Origin of the sequence: Pseudomonas guineae (assembly GCF_900113745.1) — a bacterium.
Lineage (GTDB): Bacteria > Pseudomonadota > Gammaproteobacteria > Pseudomonadales > Pseudomonadaceae > Aquipseudomonas > Aquipseudomonas guineae.
Window position 1 is genome coordinate 105,295 of the sequence record NZ_FOQL01000005.1, and the last position, 17,588, is coordinate 122,882.

The 17,588-nt window shown below is 61.2% G+C and carries 15 protein-coding genes; 6 read left to right on the forward strand and 9 right to left on the reverse strand.

Features of this window, described 5'->3' with window-relative positions; translation table 11 throughout:
• Positions 1-146 precede the first annotated feature (146 nt).
• Positions 147-1,193 (forward strand): threonine aldolase family protein, encoded by a 1,047-nt coding sequence (locus tag BMZ32_RS16785; RefSeq protein WP_090244111.1) that lies wholly within the window; start codon positions 147-149, stop codon positions 1,191-1,193.
• Between the two features lie 9 nt (positions 1,194-1,202).
• Here BMZ32_RS16785 and BMZ32_RS16790 read toward each other — a convergent pair whose 3' ends face one another.
• From BMZ32_RS16790 to BMZ32_RS16825, 8 genes are all read right to left on the reverse strand, one after another.
• Positions 1,203-1,463, reverse strand: coding sequence for a hypothetical protein (locus BMZ32_RS16790; protein WP_090244113.1), 261 nt, complete (start codon positions 1,461-1,463; stop codon positions 1,203-1,205).
• Between the two features lie 218 nt (positions 1,464-1,681).
• The gene (etfB, locus tag BMZ32_RS16795) at positions 1,682-2,455 is read right to left on the reverse strand and encodes an electron transfer flavoprotein subunit beta (protein WP_090244114.1); all 774 of its coding nucleotides are present in this window, start codon (positions 2,453-2,455) and stop codon (positions 1,682-1,684) included.
• A gap of 95 nt (positions 2,456-2,550) precedes the next feature.
• On the reverse strand, positions 2,551-3,774 hold the full coding sequence (etfA, locus tag BMZ32_RS16800; protein ID WP_090244116.1) for an electron transfer flavoprotein subunit alpha: 1,224 nt from the start codon (positions 3,772-3,774) through the stop codon (positions 2,551-2,553).
• Positions 3,774-5,735: a dimethylglycine demethylation protein DgcB gene (gene dgcB / locus BMZ32_RS16805; RefSeq protein WP_090244319.1), complete on the reverse strand. Its 1,962-nt coding sequence runs from the start codon at positions 5,733-5,735 to the stop codon at positions 3,774-3,776. Before dgcB ends, etfA begins: the two co-directional genes overlap by 1 nt.
• A gap of 135 nt (positions 5,736-5,870) precedes the next feature.
• A complete protein-coding gene (gene dgcA, locus BMZ32_RS16810; protein WP_090244119.1) occupies positions 5,871-7,931 on the reverse strand; it encodes a dimethylglycine demethylation protein DgcA in 2,061 nt (686 codons plus the stop codon).
• A gap of 104 nt (positions 7,932-8,035) precedes the next feature.
• The gene (locus BMZ32_RS16815) at positions 8,036-8,566 is read right to left on the reverse strand and encodes a 4-vinyl reductase (RefSeq protein WP_090244121.1); all 531 of its coding nucleotides are present in this window, start codon (positions 8,564-8,566) and stop codon (positions 8,036-8,038) included.
• A gap of 137 nt (positions 8,567-8,703) precedes the next feature.
• On the reverse strand, positions 8,704-9,681 hold the full coding sequence (locus tag BMZ32_RS16820; protein WP_090244123.1) for a dipeptidase: 978 nt from the start codon (positions 9,679-9,681) through the stop codon (positions 8,704-8,706).
• Between the two features lie 254 nt (positions 9,682-9,935).
• Entirely contained in the window at positions 9,936-10,889 is a 954-nt protein-coding gene (locus BMZ32_RS16825) for a GlxA family transcriptional regulator (protein ID WP_090244125.1), read from the reverse strand.
• Positions 10,890-11,115: 226 nt separating this feature from the next.
• On the opposite strand from BMZ32_RS16825, the gene choX reads away from it, so the two are divergent.
• The 5 genes from choX (at position 11,116) to BMZ32_RS16850 (ending at position 15,882) form a co-directional block, all read left to right on the forward strand.
• Positions 11,116-12,054, forward strand: coding sequence for a choline ABC transporter substrate-binding protein (gene choX / locus BMZ32_RS16830; RefSeq protein ID WP_090244127.1), 939 nt, complete (start codon positions 11,116-11,118; stop codon positions 12,052-12,054).
• 93 nt (positions 12,055-12,147) lie between these two features.
• Complete coding sequence (gene cdhC, locus BMZ32_RS16835; protein ID WP_090244129.1) at positions 12,148-13,035, forward strand: 3-dehydrocarnitine:acetyl-CoA trimethylamine transferase CdhC; 888 nt, start codon at positions 12,148-12,150, stop codon at positions 13,033-13,035.
• Positions 13,036-13,130: 95 nt separating this feature from the next.
• Positions 13,131-14,096: an L-carnitine dehydrogenase gene (locus BMZ32_RS16840; RefSeq protein ID WP_090244130.1), complete on the forward strand. Its 966-nt coding sequence runs from the start codon at positions 13,131-13,133 to the stop codon at positions 14,094-14,096.
• A 73-nt stretch (positions 14,097-14,169) separates the two neighbouring features.
• Entirely contained in the window at positions 14,170-14,652 is a 483-nt protein-coding gene (locus BMZ32_RS16845; protein ID WP_090244321.1) for a thioesterase family protein, read from the forward strand.
• A gap of 42 nt (positions 14,653-14,694) precedes the next feature.
• Positions 14,695-15,882, forward strand: a complete 1,188-nt coding sequence (locus tag BMZ32_RS16850; RefSeq protein ID WP_090244132.1) for a gamma-butyrobetaine dioxygenase — start codon at positions 14,695-14,697, stop codon at positions 15,880-15,882.
• Between the two features lie 316 nt (positions 15,883-16,198).
• Here BMZ32_RS16850 and gbcA read toward each other — a convergent pair whose 3' ends face one another.
• Complete coding sequence (gene gbcA / locus BMZ32_RS16855) at positions 16,199-17,491, reverse strand: glycine-betaine demethylase subunit GbcA (protein ID WP_090244135.1); 1,293 nt, start codon at positions 17,489-17,491, stop codon at positions 16,199-16,201.
• Between the last annotated feature and the right edge of the window lie 97 nt (positions 17,492-17,588).

Sequence of the window (17,588 nt, forward strand, 5' to 3'; positions counted from 1 at the left end):
TTGCATAACCGCTCTGGCTACCCGGACAATGGGTTCGCCTGTACGGCCGAGGATGTCGCCCAGGCATCTGTAAACTCAGGTGACTGCGGGTAGAGTAAAAGCATCCCAAACAGCTCAATCCGTCGGTTCTAAACAAGGAGCTTCACATGCCCGATCTCTCGCAACAGTTCGCCAGCGACAACTACTCCGGCATCTGTCCTGAGGCCTGGGCAGCAATGGCAGAGGCCAACCAAGGGCACCAGCGCGCCTATGGCGACGACGAATGGACGGCACGTGCCGCCGATCATTTCCGCCGCCTGTTTGAAACCGATTGCGAGGTGTTTTTCGCCTTCAATGGCACGGCGGCCAACTCCCTGGCGCTTGCCGCGCTGTGCCAGAGCTACCACAGCGTGATCTGCTCGGAGACCGCCCACGTCGAAACCGACGAATGTGGCGCACCGGAGTTCTTCTCCAACGGCTCCAAACTACTGTTGGCCAAGACCGAGAACGGCAAACTGACCCCCGAAGCGATCCGCGAACTGGCCCTCAAACGCCAGGACATCCACTTCCCGAAACCCCGCGTGGTCACCATCACCCAAGCCACTGAGGTCGGCACCGCCTACACGCCCGATGAGGTCCGCGCGATCAGCGCGGTATGCCGCGAACTGGGCCTGCACCTGCACATGGACGGCGCGCGCTTTTCCAACGCCTGCGCCTTTCTCGGCTGCAGCCCAGCCGAGCTGACCTGGAAAGCCGGTGTCGACGTGCTGTGTTTTGGCGGCACCAAGAACGGCATGGCGGTGGGCGAGGCGATCCTGTTCTTCAACAAGGACCTGGCCGAAGACTTCGACTACCGCTGCAAGCAGGCCGGTCAGCTGGCCTCGAAGATGCGCTACCTGTCGGCACCCTGGGTCGGCATCTTGCAGAACGATGTGTGGCTGAAATATGCCCAGCACGCCAACCACTGCGCGCATTTGCTTGCAGGCTTAGTCAGCGATATTCCCGGAGTCAACCTGATGTTCCCGGTCGAGGCCAACGGCGTGTTCCTGCAGATGTCGGAGCCGGCGCTGGAAATCCTGCGTGGCCAGGGCTGGCGTTTCTACACCTTTATCGGAGCCGGCGGCGCACGTTTTATGTGCTCGTGGGACACCGATGAAGCGCGCGTGCGCCAGCTGGCAGCGGATATTCGTAAGGCCATGGCAAGCACGCACTAGCCGCTGGGTTTAGCCCGGCGGGCTCTGCCGTGGGACGAGCGCCGGTAACAGCGTGCGCGAGATGGCCTCGCGCACATTAGGCAGCACCGTCGCGCTGCCACCGAGCAATTCCTCGACTAAACGCTTCAGCGCCACCGCCCGCTCCGGGCTGAGGCCGCTGACGGCATGTTCGCAGGCTTGCTCGGCCGTCACCCCAGGCGGAATCGACAACCCCAGCGCCACCAGGCGTTCACGTAGATCTTCCTGATCAATCAAGTCGGCATGCATCATGATCAAATCCTCTAATGGTGCGGCGATAAATGGGCTCTCAACTCGGGCGGCGCATGGGTATCGCGACGCTCAACCCATCCTAGGAACTGGAACATAAACCGTGGGAGGCGCTTTAGCGGCGAGCTTTAAACCACAGTTGTCGCGGCTACGACTGCATGGATGCAGGAGGTAGAGCGAAGCAGGATGCCAGAGCCGAAAGCCCCCTCCCACACTGGCAGCTAGCGCAGCACGCCTTCTTCCAGTAGTAGCTTGAAGATAGCCTCGGCGCCGGCCTCTGGCGAAACATCCTTGAGTACCTGACCACCCCCGCCACTGGCTTTGGCCGTGGCGGCTTTCATGCGCTCCGCGCCGGTTTTCGCCTTGATCACCTTGAGCCGTTTGGGCCGTGGTTTAGCCGGTTGCAGCTGCGCGCTGGCAAACAACGGGTCAGCGACCAGCTCCACCTCCTCGGCGGTCAACAAACCACGGCGGGCAGGACCGAAGGCACTCTGCCGCGCGGTGGGTGCGGCGTTATCAACACTGGCAACAAAAGGCAGGCGCACCTGCAAACGCCGACGCTGACCCCGGGGTAGCGCCTGCAGCACCTGAGCCACACCATCGCTGACCTGCTCCACCGCAGCCAGTCCCACCACCAGCGGCCAGCCAAGCTGTTCCGCCAAGAGGAAAGGCAGCATGCCCGAACCCTCACCGGTTTCCGCCTGACTGCCGGTCAATACCAGCTGCGCGCTGGAATCGGCCAGGTAGTCGGCCAGCACTGGCAGCGCATCGCTGTGCGCCGGTTGCTCAAGAATCTTGAGCTGATTAAGGCCCATGCCCAGATAAGCCCGCAGCGCCTCCTGCTGAGGGTCACCGGCATGCAGCACCTGCAAACGCTCACCGGCCAAGTGCAAACCCAGCTCGACCGCACGGGCGTCCTGCTCGGCGCGGCGTGGCCGCCCCGACAGCGGGTGGGCGCCCACGGAAACCAGCGCAACGATATTCAACTCAGTCATGGGAACACTCCGTAGGGTGGAAGACGCCGTGTTCTTCCACCATGGCGGTGTAGGCGTTGGTGGATGGGTGCAGCGTCATCCACCCTACGAATGGGTTAGGCCGCATCACGTGCACCGCCTTGCCGATACGCCGCAACCCGCTCGATCAACGCCTGCAGGATCGCCGCAGACTCGCCAATCACCGACAGGTCGGCGCGCTTGATCATGTCGCAGGTCGGGTCGAGGTTGATCGCCACCACCTTGTCGCAAGCGCCAATCCCTTGCAGGTGTTGGATGGCGCCGGAAATACCCACCGCCACATACACCCGCGCGGTGACCCAGATGCCGGATGCGCCGACCTGACGTTCGCGGCCCATATAGCCATCATCCACTGCCACCCGCGACGCTCCTTCGGTTGCCCCCAGCGCCGCAGCGGCCTGATGAAACAGCGCCCAGTCTTTGACCCCGTTACCGCCGGAGAGAATGAACTCCGCTTCGGCCATGGGAATCTGCGCCGGGTCTACCGCCACCGCGCCGAGGTCTTGAATACGCGGTATGTGCCTGACCAGCGCTTCATTGAGGGCTAGCGCACGCACCTCATGACGCGTCTCGCTGACCGGTTCGGCGCACTCGACGGCGGCCAGCACCACGCGCGGTGCCTGTTGCACTAAATCTTCACGGCCAGCGCCAGCACGCCCGCTGCTGACGCCATCGGCCACTTGCCAGACCCGCGTCGCCGGGCGCACGCCCAACTTGGCCGCCAGACGCCGACCCAGTTCACCGCCACCGGTGCGGCTGTCGGGCAGCAACCAATGCCGCGGGGTGAGTTGCCGCTCCAGCGCCGCCAGCGCCAGTACGCGCGCTTCCGGGGCATAGCCGCTGAAACCGTCAGCCTCGAACTGCAGCAGGCGGTCCACGCCGTTGCAGTCCAAGGCGTTTTCTTTGTGCTCGCCAAATATCACGGCGACCACCGCACCGTCGCTGCCGGCGAGTTTATGGGCCAGACCGAGCAGGTCTTTGTCGTGCGCGCTGAGTCGGCCGCCGACCATGTCCGGCACCACCACGATATGAAAAGCGGGCTGCTCGATCACATGCAGCGGCAATTGCACCACGGCGCTGGCGGTGCTGCGCTTCTGGCTGCCGCCCTGCTGACCGCCGGAACGGTCGATACGTTTGAGGCCGTTGGGGCCGATAAAGCCGACGCCGTGGGGGTTCTTGCGAATCACGCCGTTAGGCCCCATCCAGCTCACGGCCGCTGGCTGCGCTGCGGCATGCAGAGGGTGCAGGCGATTACGGGCAATCCACTCAACGCGTGGATCGCGGCGAATGATCTCGCTCATCAATGCACCTCCATGGCAGCTACCGGAGCGGGATTGCCCTGCTTAAGCGGTGCAGCTGATTCCAGCAACACATCGGCGACCAACTCGGCAATGTCTTTCACCTCAGGGCGCTGGCCGACCACGCCTTCGAGCATGGCGGTGCATTGCGGGCAACCCACGGCCACCACTTCAGCTGCGGTTTCCTTGATATCGGCCATGCGCATATCGGGAATCCGCTGTTTGCCGGGAATATCGGTAATCGGTGCACCGCCGCCGCCGCCACAGCAGCGCGAGCGGAATGCCGAGCGTTCCATCTCCCGCACCTCGATACCGATGGCCTTGAGCACCGCGCGCGGCGCTTCGTACTCACCGTTGTAGCGCCCCAGGTAGCACGGGTCGTGATAAGTCACGCTGCCGCCTTTGTGCGTACCCAGCGTGAGCTTTTGCCCGCTGATCAGCTGCTCCATGTAGGTGCTGTGGTGCAGCACCTGGTAGTGGCCGCCCAGCTCGCCGTATTCATTTTTCAGCACATGAAAGCTGTGCGGGTCGCAGGTGACGATGGTGCGGAACTGGTACTGGCCCAGGGTGGCAATATTGCGTTTGGCCAGCAGCTGGAAGGTCGCCTCATCGCCTAAGCGACGGGCCACATCACCACTGTCGCGCTCTTCCAGGCCGAGCACCGCAAAGTCGACCTGGGCGGCCTTCAGCACTTTGACGAACGCACGCAAGGTGCGCTGGTTACGCATATCAAAGGCACCGTCGCCGACCCAGAACAGCACCTCAACCGACTGTTTATCGCTCATCAGCGCCAGGTTCAGGTCCGCCGCCCAGTTCAAGCGACCGCCCGGGGCAAAACCGCCGGGGTTGTCGGTGGCGATGAGGTTATCCAACACTTCGGCGCCCTTGTTCGGCGTCGCGCCTTTTTCCAAGGTCAGGTGACGGCGCATGTCGACGATGGCATCGACATGCTCAATCATCATCGGGCACTCCTCGACGCAGGCGCGGCAGGTGGTGCACGACCACAGCGTCTCGGCATCCACCAGGGCCTTGCCATTAAGGTTGACGATTGGTAGGTGCGGGCCGCCGCTGTGCTCGCCAATAGGCTTACCCGGATAGGGAGAGCCAGCAAACTTGGCGTCAGTACCGCCCGCCAGACCGACGACCATGTCCTGAATCAGCTTCTTCGGGTTCAGTGGCTGACCGGCAGCGTAGGCCGGGCACGCCGCCTCGCACTTACCGCACTGCACGCAGGCATCGAAGCCGAGCAGTTGGTTCCAGGTGAAGTCTGTGGGTTTTTCCACCCCCAGCGGGGCGTTGCGGTTATCCAGATCCAGGGCTTTCAACCCGGTGGAGCGACCGCCCGCGAAACGCTCGGCGCGGCGGTGCCAAGCCAGGTGCAGAGCACCGGCAAAGGCATGCTTCATCGGCCCGCCCCAGGTCATACCGAAGAACAACTCGGACACGCCCCAGGCCACGCCCACGCTCAGCAGCAGGGCCAAAACCCAGCCGCCAAAGTCCGCCGAGACAATCCCGGCGACCGGCAAGGTGGCGATAAAGAAGCTGGCTGCGAACATCAGCAGGCTTTTCGGGAGGCGCATCCACGGGCCTTTCGACAGCCGTGATGGCGGGTCGAGCCGGCGCTTGGCGACAAACAGCGCGCCGACAAACATCAGCGCAGTGGCCGCCAACAAGGCAAAGCCGAGCAGACGGCTGTGCAAGCCAAAACCGTGCACCAGAATCGCCAGTACCGCAGCCAGCACAAAGCCACCGGCAGTGGCCACGTGGGTGTTGGCGATGTATTTGTCACGGGCGACCACATGGTGCAGATCGACCATATAGCGCCGCGGCATGGCCAGCAGACCGCCCAGCCAGTCAACCTGAGCCGGCCGGCCGCGACGCCACATCAGAAAGCGCTTGCCCGCGCCGATGACCGCAAGGGCCAGGGCAGCGAACAGCAGAATAGGCAGGATGGTAGTGAGCATGAGCGCACCCTTCAGATAATCCGTAGGGTGGATGGACAAAGCCATCCACCGTATTCAATTGCGCGTTAACCCGCTGTGGATAAGCAGAGCGTTATCCACCCTACACAGGGCGCATCAACCGTGACGCCCCGTAGGTCAAAAGTCCTTGCACAAGCGCAGGGCGTCATAGATCGCCGCATGGATGTTGCGCTGGGCCACGCAGTCACCGATGCGGAACAGCAGGTAGCCGTCGCCGGCCTCGCTCAGGCACGGCTGCGGTTTGATCGCGAACAATGCTTCGACGTCGATCTGACCCTTGTTGCGCGAGCCTTCCTTGAGCCCGTAGTACAGGCTCTCGTCTGGACGCACGCCGTTTTCCACCACCACCTGATCGACTACCCGCTCTTCTTTGGCACCGGTGTATTCGTTCTCCAGCACCGCCACCAGCTTGTCGCCCTCGCGATAGACCTTTTCCAGCATCATGTCGCCGGTCATGATCACTTCTTTGGGGTACATGCTGCGGTAGTAGGTCGGGAAGCTGGTGCCGCCCATGGCCACACCCGGCTTGATGTCGTCGGTAACGATCTCCACCTTGGCGCCTTTGTCGGCGATAAAGTCGGCCACCGACATACCACCGAACTCACAAATGGTGTCGTACACCAGCACGTTATTGCCCGGTGCCACCGTGCCATCGAGGATGTCCCAGCTGCTCACCACCAAGCCTTCAGCGGCGCCCCAGTGCTCGTTCTGCTCGATAAACGCATGGCCGCCGTTGGCCAGCACGACGACATCCGGGCGCAGGTCGAGGATGTTGGCTTCATCAGCACCTGTACTCAGGCGCAGGTCGATATTCAGCCGCGCCAGCTCCAGCTGGAACCAGCGAGTGATGCCGGCCATCTGGTCGCGCTGCGGCGCTTTGGCGGCCAGGGTGATTTGCCCACCAAGCTGGTCTTTCTTCTCGAACAGGGTCACATCGTGGCCGCGCTCGGCGGCGACGCGCGCTGCTTCCATACCGGCTGGGCCGCCACCAACGATCACCACTTTGCGCTTGGGCCCAGTGGTTTTCTCGATGATGTGCGGCAAGCCCATGTATTCACGGCTGGTCGCCGCGTTCTGGATGCACAGCACGTCCAGGCCCTGGTACTGGCGGTCGATGCAGTAGTTAGCACCGACGCACTGCTTGATCTGGTCGACCTGGCCCATCTTGATCTTGGCGATCAGGTGCGGGTCGGCGATGTGCGCACGGGTCATGCCGACCATGTCGACGTAGCCGCCTTCCAAAATGCGCGTGGCCTGGTTTGGGTCCTTGATGTTCTGCGCGTGCAGCACCGGCACCTTAACCACTTCCTTGATCCCGGCAGCCAGATGCAGGAACGGCTCCGGCGGGTAACTCATGTTGGGGATGACGTTGGCCAGGGTGTTGTGCGTGTCGGCACCTGAGCCGACCACACCGATAAAGTCGATCAAACCGGTGGCATCGTAATACGCGGCGATCTGCTTCATGTCCTCGTGGGACAGGCCGTCCGGGTGGAACTCGTCACCGGAAATACGCAGGCCCACGCAGAAGTCGGCACCGACCTCGGCGCGCACGGCCTTGATCACTTCCAGGCCGAACTTCATCCGCCCCTCGAAGGTGCCGCCCCACTCGTCGGTACGCTTGTTCACGCGTGGCGACCAGAACTGGTCAATCATGTGCTGGTGCACAGCCGACAGCTCGACGCCGTCGAGGCCGCCCTCTTTGGCGCGGCGTGCGGCCTGGGCGAAGTCACCAATAACGCGCCACATTTCTTCCGGCTCGATGGTCTTGCAGGTGGCGCGGTGCACCGGCTCACGGATGCCGGACGGCGACATAAGGGTTGGCCAGTCGAAACCATCCCAGCGCGAGCGACGGCCCATGTGGGTAATCTGGATCATGATCTTGGCGCCATGCTTGTGCATGGCATCCGCCAGGTTCTGGAAGTGCGGGATGATGCGGTCGCTCGACAGGTTCACCGAGCTCCACCAGCTGTGCGGGCTGTCGATGGAAACCACCGAGGAGCCACCGCAGATCGCCAGGCCGACGCCACCCTTGGCCTTCTCTTCGTAATACTTCACGTACCGCTCGGTGGTCATGCCGCCATCGGTGGCCATCACCTCAGCGTGGGCGGTGGACACGATGCGGTTACGAATAGTCAGCTTGCCGATTTGAATCGGCTGAAACATTGCTTCGAAGGCCATGGCGGCATCCTCACGGAACTAAGGATTGTGGGAGGCGCTTCAGCGGCGAGCGGGTTGCGCTGTTCGCGGCTAAAGCCCCTCCTACGAAATTGTTGTCAGGTGGGTCAGAGTGGCTTAACCACAAACAGACCCTCATCGTGGCCTTCTTCAGAACCGCCGTACTCCTGCACCGTGACCGTGCGAATCGGGCTACCTGCAGCCGCGAGGATCTGGTCGATAGCGCCGGAGAACCAGCCGGTGAACATGTAGTCGACCTTGCGCCCGCACTTGCCGTAGACATAAACGAAGGCCGAATGCTTGAGCTTGACCTCGGCATAGCCGGTTTCGAGGTCGAGCTTCTGTGTTTCAAACAGGCCCCAGCCGCGCTGCGACAGGCGCTTCATGTAATGCTCAAACACCGCCGCGCCGGACATGCCATGGCATTCCGCTTCTTTCTCACACCAATGCCAGGCGGACTTGTAGCCGGCCTTGTAGAGAATTTCGGCATAGGCCTCGGCGCCCAAGACGTCCTCGATACCGATGTGGTTGTTGACGAAGAAGTGCCGCGGCACATACAGCATCGGCAGGGCGTCGGTGGTCCAAACGCCAGTTTCGTCGTCGACCTGGATCGGCATTTCGGGTGCGTGTGTGGCCATGTGTGCAAACTCCAGAATCAGGTTTTGGGTAGGGTGGATGGCGCTTTATCCATCCACCGCGCAAGTGGGCCTGCGCGTGGGGATTTGATGGATGAAAAGAGCGTCATCCACCCTACTAATGGGGTGTCGTCTCGGGCTTATTCGCCCCAGACATCAGCGAGGACATTGACCCAGTTCTCGCCCATGATCTTGCGCACCACGCGCTCGGGATGGCCGCGCTTGAGCAAGGTTTCGGTAAGGTTGGGGAACTCGCCCACGGTGCGGATGCCCAGCGGGTTGATGATCTTGCCGAAGCTGGTCAGGCGGCGGGCGTAGCCCTTGTCGTGGGTCAGGTATTCGAAGAACTCTTGGCCGTGGCCCTGGGTGAAGTCGGTGCCGATACCGATGGCGTCTTCGCCAACGATGTTCATCACGTACTCGATGGCTTCGGCGTAATCGTCGATGGTCGAATCGATGCCCTTGGCCAGGAACGGCGCGAACATGGTCACGCCAACAAAGCCGCCGTGGTCGGCGATAAACTTCAGCTCTTCGTCAGACTTGTTGCGCGGATGCTCTTTCAGGCCAGACGGCAGGCAATGCGAGTAGCAGACCGGCTTCTTGGATTCGAGGATGACTTCTTCGCTGGTCTTGGAACCCACATGCGACAGGTCGCACATGATGCCGACGCGGTTCATCTCGGCGACGATCTCGCGGCCAAAACCCGACAGCCCACCGTCACGCTCGTAGCAGCCGGTGCCCACCAGGTTCTGGGTGTTGTAGCACATCTGCACAATGCCCACGCCGAGCTGCTTGAACACCTCGACGTAGCCGATCTGGTCTTCAAAGGCATGCGCATTCTGGAAGCCGAAGAGGATGCCGGTCTTGCCTTGGGCCTTAGCAGCACGAATGTCGGCAGTGGTGCGCACCGGCATCACCAGGTCGCTGTTGTCGCGGATCAGCTTCTGGCTGGCGGCGATATTGTTCACCGTGGCTTGAAAGCCTTCCCATACCGAGACCGTACAATTGGCGGCGGTCAGGCCACCTTTGCGCATGTCCTCGAACAGTTCGCGGTTCCATTTGGCGATGATCAGCCCGTCAATAACGATGCTGTCGGCGTGCAATTCGGCTGGGCTCATCAGGCAGTCCCCTTAGCTCGGCGCGCCGAATCTTCTGCCGGCGCTTTGGGGTGAGCATATCCCCGGGGGGCTGGGCGACCGGGTGCAAAAACGACTGGGGTATTGCCGAAAGCGTCAAAGCTGGGTCGCGAACGGATAAGCCATCGGCAGGATGAGCCCACGAGTCTTCACCGCACCGTTAATTGCAGCTCAACAGACCCTACCTAGGTCATAGCCTTAGGTTGAGACGCGATAGGTTAGACCGTTCTAAACACTTAGGCAGGGGTTGCCGGAGACTCGTGACGGTCCTGACTGGGGCAGGCAGCAAAGCGCACGCGATAACAGCGGGAGAAATATGAGGACGACTCAAAACCACAGGCCAGGCCAATTTCTAGCACGGCCATATCCGTCTGGCGCAGTAGTTGGCGAGCTTTATCCAGGCGTAAAGCGAGGTAGAAGCTGGAAGGGGTTTCGTTCAGGTGTTGACGAAATAACCGCTCCAGCTGCCGAGGCGTCACCTTTATCAGCTCGGCCAAAGCCTGTGAGCTGAGTGGCTGCTCACTGCAGCGCTGCATCTCGCTGATTACCTTCACCAGTTTTTTGTTATGCACGTCATAGCGGCTGGCGATCTGCATGCGCTGATGATCCTGACGCGAGCGGATACGGCCAAGCACGAACTGCTCAGAAACGGCCAGGGCCAGCTCTTCGCCGTGGTCGCGATCAATCAGGGTGAGCATCAGGTCGAGGCTGGCGGTGCCGCCGGCGCTGGTGATGCGTTTGCCGTCAATCTCGAATAATTCCTGGGTAACTGCCAGGCGCGGGTAGCTCTCCTGAAAGGCCTCGATGGCTTCCCAGTGCAGGGTCAATCGCTGCGCAGCGAACAGCCCGGCTTCTGCGAGGACAAAGCTGCCGGTATCGATACCACCGAGAATTACGCCCTCATGCTCAGCCCGATGCAGCCACTGGCTCAGACGGTGATCAAAGGTGGCCAGCGGCTCGAAGCCGGCAACCACAAACAGGCTATCGCCAGCCGCTGGCAGCTCCAGAGCTGTATCGACGTTGAGCGACATGCCGTTGCTGCTTTGTACCGCGCAGCCATCCGCACTGAGAAGGTGCCAGCGATAGCGCTCACGACTAAAGCGGTTCGCCACACGCAGCGGTTCAATCGCTGACATCAGGCCCATCATGGAAAAACCGGGCATTAGGAGAAACTGGAAGACTTGAGGCATTGGCGTGCTTTCGCAAAGTACTGGCCATCACTAAAAGCCAGTTTGCCCGTCGGAGCAAGCACCAGCGTCGCTGTGGTTCAACAGATGGTCGCTCTAGTGCGCTTACCACCCACCTACGCTGCGTACTGTTAACTAATCGGGCACATTCAGGCCTGAGCACGGGACGGAGCGTTAACGCTCCGGGAGAAGAAGAAAGAAAACCCTAACGCCACACGAGGGCACACTGATGAAAAGTATCAAGATAATCGCCGGCTGCTGTTTGCTTAGCGCATTCAGCTCGTCGCTATTGGCCGCTGAACAGGCCAGTTGCCAGAAAGCGCGCATCGGCTTAGTAGGCTGGACCGACGTGGTCGCCACTACCGCCGTGGCCAACACCTTGCTCGAAGGCTTGGGCTATGAAACCACCCAGACCCAAGCGTCACAGCAAATCGTCTTTTCCGGCATTCAGCGCGGCCAAATCGACTTTTTCCTCGGTTACTGGAAGCCGTTGATGGACGACAACATCAAGCCATTTCTCGCCGACAAGTCGGTCAAGGTGCTCAGCGAGCCGGGCCTCTCCGACGGCATTTCCAGCTTGGCAGTGCCTAGCTATCTGGCCGATGCAGGCCTGAAAACCTACGCCGACATCGCCAAGTTCAAAGATCAACTGGGCGGCAAGATTTACGGGATTGATCCAGGTACCGGCGCCAACACCACGATCAAGAAGATAATCGAGACTAACCAATTTGGCCTCGGCGGCTTCGAGCTGATCGAGTCGAGCGAGTCGGCCATGCTGGCTTCCGTCAGCCGTGATGCACGCAGCAAAAAGCCGGTGGTGTTCTTCGGCTGGAAGCCGCACCCAATGAACATCAAGATGGACGTCACCTACCTCACCGGCAGTGAAGACGTCTTCGGCGCCGATGAAGGCCTGGCCACCGTCTGGACCGTTACCGCGCCAGACTATGCCGAGCGCTGTCCGAATGTCGATCGGCTGCTAACCAACCTGCGCTTCACCGCCGCCCAGGAGGGTCAGATGATGGCGCCGATCATGGACCGTGAAGAACCCAAAGATGTCGCCCGCAAATGGCTGAAGGAAAACCCGCAAGAGCTGAGCAAGTTCTTGGCCGGAGTTACCACCTTCGATGGCAAAGATGGCACCGCCGCCGTGCAGGCCGCGCTTAAGTAACGCCGCCCCACCAATACGACCTAATTAACCGCCGTGTCGTGCGCCCTCTTGGGCGCCCGGCACCCATTCGCCTCGAATAAGGATGGAAACCCCATGAACTACGAAGTTATCGTCACCTGCGCAGTCACCGGCGCCGGCGATACCGTTGGTCGTCACCCGGCTATTCCGGTTACCCCCAAGCAAATCGCCGATGCTGCTATCGAAGCCGCCAAGGCCGGCGCCACCGTTGCCCACTGCCATGTACGTGATCCCAAGACCGGCAAGGGCAGCCGTGACATTGCGCTGTACCGCGAGGTGGTCGAGCGCATCCGCGAGAGCGACACCGACGTAATCATCAACCTTACCGCCGGTATGGGCGGTGACCTGGAGATCGGCCCAGGCGAGCAGCCCATGGACTTTGGCAGTGGCTCCGACCTGGTCGGCCCGCTGACCCGTCTGGCGCACATCGAAGAACTACGCCCGGAGATCTGCACCCTGGACTGCGGCACCCTGAACTTTGGTGATGGCGACTACATCTACGTTGCCACTCCGGCGCAACTGCGTGCCGGCGCCAAACGCATTACCGAGTTGGGCGTTAAAGCCGAGCTGGAAATCTTCGACACCGGTCACCTGTGGTTCGCCAAACAGATGATGAAAGAAGGCCTGTTGGACGATCCGATTTTCCAGCTTTGCCTGGGCATCCCATGGGGCGCTCCGGCCGACACCACTACCATGAAGGCCATGGCCGACAACCTGCCCGCAGGTTCGACGTGGGCCGGCTTCGGCATCGGCCGCCTGCAAATGCCAATGGCCGCCCAAGCCATGCTGCTCGGTGGTCACGTGCGGGTAGGGCTGGAAGACAACATCTGGCTGGACAAAGGCGTACCGGCCACCAATGGCAGCCTGGTCGAACGCGTCGTCGAGATCATCCAGCGCCTCGGCGGCAGGGTGCTAACGCCGGCCGAAGGTCGCGCCAAGATGAAGCTCCCGCCGCGCGGCTGAATCGCCGCTACATCCCGTTGACGTGCGGATGTAATCCGCGAGCGTTCGAATTGTCAGTCCCGGATTTTATCCGGGCTCGCTAAGCAGGAGCCGCCATGGCCTTTATCACCGAATTGAAGACTTTCGCCGCGCTCGGCACCGGCGTGATCGGCGCGGGCTGGATCGCCCGCGCCCTCGCCCACGGCCTAGACGTCGTGGCGTGGGACCCGGCGCCCGGCGCTGAAGCGGCCTTGCGTGAACGCATTGCCAATGCCTGGCCAGCGCTGCAGCACAATGGCTTGGCAGTAGGTGCCTCGCCCGAGCGCCTGCGCTTCGTCGCCACCATCGAGGAGTGCGTGCGGGATGCAGACTTCATCCAGGAAAGCGCGCCCGAGCGGCTGGAGTTGAAGCTCGAACTGCATGCCAAAATCAGCGCGGCAGCGCGCCCTAACGTATTAATTGGTTCGAGCACCTCGGGCCTGCTGCCGAGCGAGTTCTACGCTGATGCCGTGCACCCAGAGCGCTGCGTGGTCGGTCATCCGTTCAACCCGGTGTACCTGTTACCGCTGGTAGAGATAGTTGGCGGCAAGCAGACCGCGCCAGAAGCGGTGCAGGCGGCCATTCAGGTCTATACCAGCCTGGGTATGCGCCCCTTGCACGTGCGCAAGGAGGTGCCGGGCTTTATCGCTGACCGTCTGCTTGAGGCGCTGTGGCGTGAGTCGCTGCACCTGGTTAATGACGGTGTGGCCACCACCGGCGAGATCGACGATGCGATACGTTTCGGTGCAGGCCTGCGCTGGTCGTTTATGGGCAGCTTCCTGACTTACACCCTGGCGGGCGGCAATGCCGGCATGCGCCACTTTATGGCCCAGTTCGGCCCGGCGCTGAAACTGCCCTGGACCTACCTGGAAGCACCGGAGCTGACGGACGGCCTGATCGACAGCGTGGTCGAAGGCACCACTGAGCAACAGGGCCAGCGCAGCATCGCCGAACTGGAACGCTACCGAGATGACTGCCTGATGGCAGTGATGGATGCGATCAAGGCGACTAAAGCCAAGCACGGCTTCGACTTCGCTGACTAAGCGATTACTGACCGCACCACGCCTTTGGCCAGACCGGGGCGTGGCTTTCCGATTGCAGGTAATACCTATGTCCATGCCACTCGCACTCACCACTTACCAGACCGCTGTTCTCCCCGAGTGGGTGGACTATAACGGCCACCTGCGCGATGCCTTTTACCTGTTGATCTTCAGTTTTGCCACCGACGCACTGATGGACAAACTGGGCCTCGACGAGACCGGCCGCGCCCGCACCGGCCACACCCTATACACCCTGGAGTGCCACCTGAACTACCTCGACGAGGTCAAGCTGGGAGAGCGCGTCGAAGTGCGCACCCAGTTGCTCGCCCACGACCAAAAACGCCTGCACATCCACCATAGCTTGCACCGGACCGGTGTGGCCGCCGCCCTCGCCGAGAGCGAACAGATGCTGATGAATATCGACATCAACACCGCACGCTCAGCGACGTTCGATGACTGGGTGATGCAGCAGGTACACGCGTTAGGCGAAGCGCATTGCGCGTTGCCGGCGCCGGCTTGTGTTGGCCGAATCATTGGTCTGCCGCCGGCCCGGGCATAACGCGCATCAGCAGTCCCTCCCCGCACCCCGCAGGAGATTGGCATGAACGCTATAGATCCCTCCCTTGAAGCGGCGCCGGTTGCTGACTGGCGTAGTTATCCAATCCACGCTGATCTCATGAGTTTGCAAGCTGCGAGCGACCACATCGCAGTCACGTGGAGCGACAGCCGAGTCAGCCCCTTCCATCATCAGTGGCTGCGCGATAATTGTTCCTGTAGCCAGTGCGTGTACAGCGTGACCCGCGAGCAGCTGTTCGAAATTGCCGATGCACCCGAGCCACTGCATCCGCAGCGCACCCGTATCGACGAGCAAGGCCAGCTGCTGATCGACTGGCAGAACGGCCATCACAGTGCCTTTCACCCCGGCTGGTTACGCGCCCACGCCTACGATGACGCCTCACGCGCAGAGCGCTTTGCACAGCGCCCGCAAAGCCGTCTGTGGCGCGCAGAGATGGCCGAGCAGTTAGCAACGTTCGACTACCACGCGGTCATGAACGACGACGCCACCTTGCTGCAGTGGCTACTGGCTGTGCGCGATATCGGCCTAACCCAGCTGCAGGGCGTGCCGACCACTGAGGACGTGTTACCCGTGCTGGCCACGCGTATTTCCTTCATTCGTGAGAGCAACTTTGGCGTGCTATTCGACGTGCAGTCCAAGGCTGACGCCGACAGCAATGCCTACACCGCCTTCAACTTACCGCTGCACACCGACTTACCGACTCGCGAGTTGCAGCCGGGCCTGCAGTTTTTGCATTGCCTGGTCAACAACGCCACAGGTGGTGAGAGCGTCTTCGTTGACGGCTTCGCCATAGCCGAGGCCTTACGTCAGGAGACGCCTGAGCTGTTCCGTATCTTGTGCGAAACGCCGGTCGAGTTCCGTAACAGGAGTCGCACCAGCGACTACCACTGCCTGGCATCGATTATTGCTTTGGACGCTTACGGGGCGGTCAGCGAAATTCGCATGGGTAACTTCCTACGCAGCGCCTTCGATGCACCGGTTGCGCAGATGCCGGCGCTCTACAGCGCCTACCGACGTTTCATCGAGATGACCCGTGAAGCGCGCTTCCGTGTGCAGCGCCGGCTGGACGCCGGGCAACTCTGGTGCTTCGACAACCGTCGCACCCTGCATGCGCGTACTGAGTTTGATCCAACCAGCGGCGCGCGGCACTTCAAGGGCTGCTACGTCGATCGCGACGAATTGCTGTCGCGCATACGGGTGCTTCAGCGCTGAACGACGCCTCTATTTATCTGCTGTCGACGCACATAATAATCTTCATGGCCTAACCTTAGCCGCTCGCCTCACCGCAGCGGCTAAGCACTCGGCAACCTCAACGCCCAAATGAGCATGCATGCCTGCGGTCTAAGTCTAAACAGCTCAACTCTGCGCAAAAAAAGCCCCTGCCTGGGATAACCGGCAGAGGCCAAGGTGACCCCTTGAGGAGGGTCTCAGTGTGTTACGGGCTATTCGGGGCGCTCGTTGCAACGAGCGGCTAACAGCCCGTAAAGAACCAGACCGATTAGCACCCACAGGCCAAGGGACATAGCCCTTACTCAGCGCCAACCTGACGCAAGTAGGCCGCCGGCTCCGCGCCGAGGTTGTTGAGCAGTCGCTCGCTGTACCAGTCGATAAAATTGACCACGCCGAACTCGTAAGTTGTCGAGTAAGGGCCAGGTTGATAGGCGGTAGAGTTGATGCCGCGCTGGTTTTCTTCCGCCAGCCGCCGGTCCTGGTTGTTGGTGGCGTCCCACACCTGACGCAAGCGCGCCACGTCGTAATCGACACCCTCCACAGCATCTTTGTGCACCAGCCACTTGGTGGTGACCATGGTTTCCTGGGCACTGATCGGCCATACAGTGAAGACGATCAAGTGATCGCCCATGCAGTGGTTCCATGAGTGCGGCAAGTGCAGGATGCGCATCGAACCGAGGTCCGGGTTTTGAATGCGGCCCATTAGCTTCTTACTGCCCTGCTGCCCATCCATGGTCATCGACACGGTGCCCTTGAGCAACGGCATGCGCACGATACGGTTGCGCAGACCAAAGCTGGCGTGGGCATAAGGGATCTTCTCGGCGTCCCATTTGGCGGAAGATTCGGCGACGTGATCCTTGAATGACTGGTTGGCCCGAGGGTCAGTCACGTCATCCCACTCCAACAAACTGTTAAGCAACTCCGGATGCGAACCATTGCAGTGGTAACACTCGCGGTTGTTCTCCAGCACCAGCTTCCAGTTGGCCTTTTCCATCAAGGTGCTTTGTACCGCCACCTTGGTGTTCTCCATGTCGTAGGGCTCCATGTAATGAGCCAGGGTGCTGAGGAAGTCGTCGATAGCCGGCGGATTTTCTGCCAGGGAAATGAAGATGTAGCCGCCGGCCACTTTGCAGTTCACCGGTTTGAGGTCGTAATCGCGCAGGTTGAAGTCCGCGCCCATCTCACTGCCGGCAAACAACAGGCGGCCGTCCAGTTCATAGGTCCACTGGTGGTAGTTGCACACCAGTTTGGCGACCTTGCCCTTTTCGCTGGTGCACAGGCGCGAGCCGCGGTGGCGGCAGACGTTGTGGAACGCATGCACCACGCCTTCGGCACCGCGGATGACGATGATCGGGTTATCGCCGATCTGCAGGGTGAGGTAGTTGCCCTTGGCTGGGATCTCGCAGGTCATGCCGGCGATCAGCCATTCTTTGTGGAAGATCTCCTGCATGTCGATCTTGAACAACCGCTCATCGTTGTAGAACGGCTGTGGCAGCGAGAACGTACGCTCGCGGTTCTGCAACATCTCGGCAGTGGCCTTGCGTGCGGGCTCCAGCGGGTCGCCCAGGCTCAGAGTGGAAGTGACGTCCATCGGTAACTCCTCAATGGCGACTCGCACTGCGAGTCGCCGCAATAAAGTGGCTATTCAGTTCACGCAAGCTGGCGTCACAGCCTCTTTCTGCGCCTGC

Bases quoted from the DNA above. Each gene is read 5' to 3' on its own strand.
- BMZ32_RS16785 (WP_090244111.1), top strand. From the start codon at position 147: ATGCCCGATCTCTCGCAACAGTTCGCCAGCGACAACTACTCCGGCATC.
- BMZ32_RS16790 (WP_090244113.1), bottom strand. From the start codon at position 1,463: ATGATGCATGCCGACTTGATTGATCAGGAAGATCTACGTGAACGCCTG.
- etfB (WP_090244114.1), bottom strand. From the start codon at position 2,455: ATGACTGAGTTGAATATCGTTGCGCTGGTTTCCGTGGGCGCCCACCCG.
- etfA (WP_090244116.1), bottom strand. From the start codon at position 3,774: ATGAGCGAGATCATTCGCCGCGATCCACGCGTTGAGTGGATTGCCCGT.
- dgcB (WP_090244319.1), bottom strand. From the start codon at position 5,735: ATGCTCACTACCATCCTGCCTATTCTGCTGTTCGCTGCCCTGGCCCTT.
- dgcA (WP_090244119.1), bottom strand. From the start codon at position 7,931: ATGGCCTTCGAAGCAATGTTTCAGCCGATTCAAATCGGCAAGCTGACT.
- BMZ32_RS16815 (WP_090244121.1), bottom strand. From the start codon at position 8,566: ATGGCCACACACGCACCCGAAATGCCGATCCAGGTCGACGACGAAACT.
- BMZ32_RS16820 (WP_090244123.1), bottom strand. From the start codon at position 9,681: ATGAGCCCAGCCGAATTGCACGCCGACAGCATCGTTATTGACGGGCTG.
- BMZ32_RS16825 (WP_090244125.1), bottom strand. From the start codon at position 10,889: ATGCCTCAAGTCTTCCAGTTTCTCCTAATGCCCGGTTTTTCCATGATG.
- choX (WP_090244127.1), top strand. From the start codon at position 11,116: ATGAAAAGTATCAAGATAATCGCCGGCTGCTGTTTGCTTAGCGCATTC.
- cdhC (WP_090244129.1), top strand. From the start codon at position 12,148: ATGAACTACGAAGTTATCGTCACCTGCGCAGTCACCGGCGCCGGCGAT.
- BMZ32_RS16840 (WP_090244130.1), top strand. From the start codon at position 13,131: ATGGCCTTTATCACCGAATTGAAGACTTTCGCCGCGCTCGGCACCGGC.
- BMZ32_RS16845 (WP_090244321.1), top strand. From the start codon at position 14,170: ATGCCACTCGCACTCACCACTTACCAGACCGCTGTTCTCCCCGAGTGG.
- BMZ32_RS16850 (WP_090244132.1), top strand. From the start codon at position 14,695: ATGAACGCTATAGATCCCTCCCTTGAAGCGGCGCCGGTTGCTGACTGG.
- gbcA (WP_090244135.1), bottom strand. From the start codon at position 17,491: ATGGACGTCACTTCCACTCTGAGCCTGGGCGACCCGCTGGAGCCCGCA.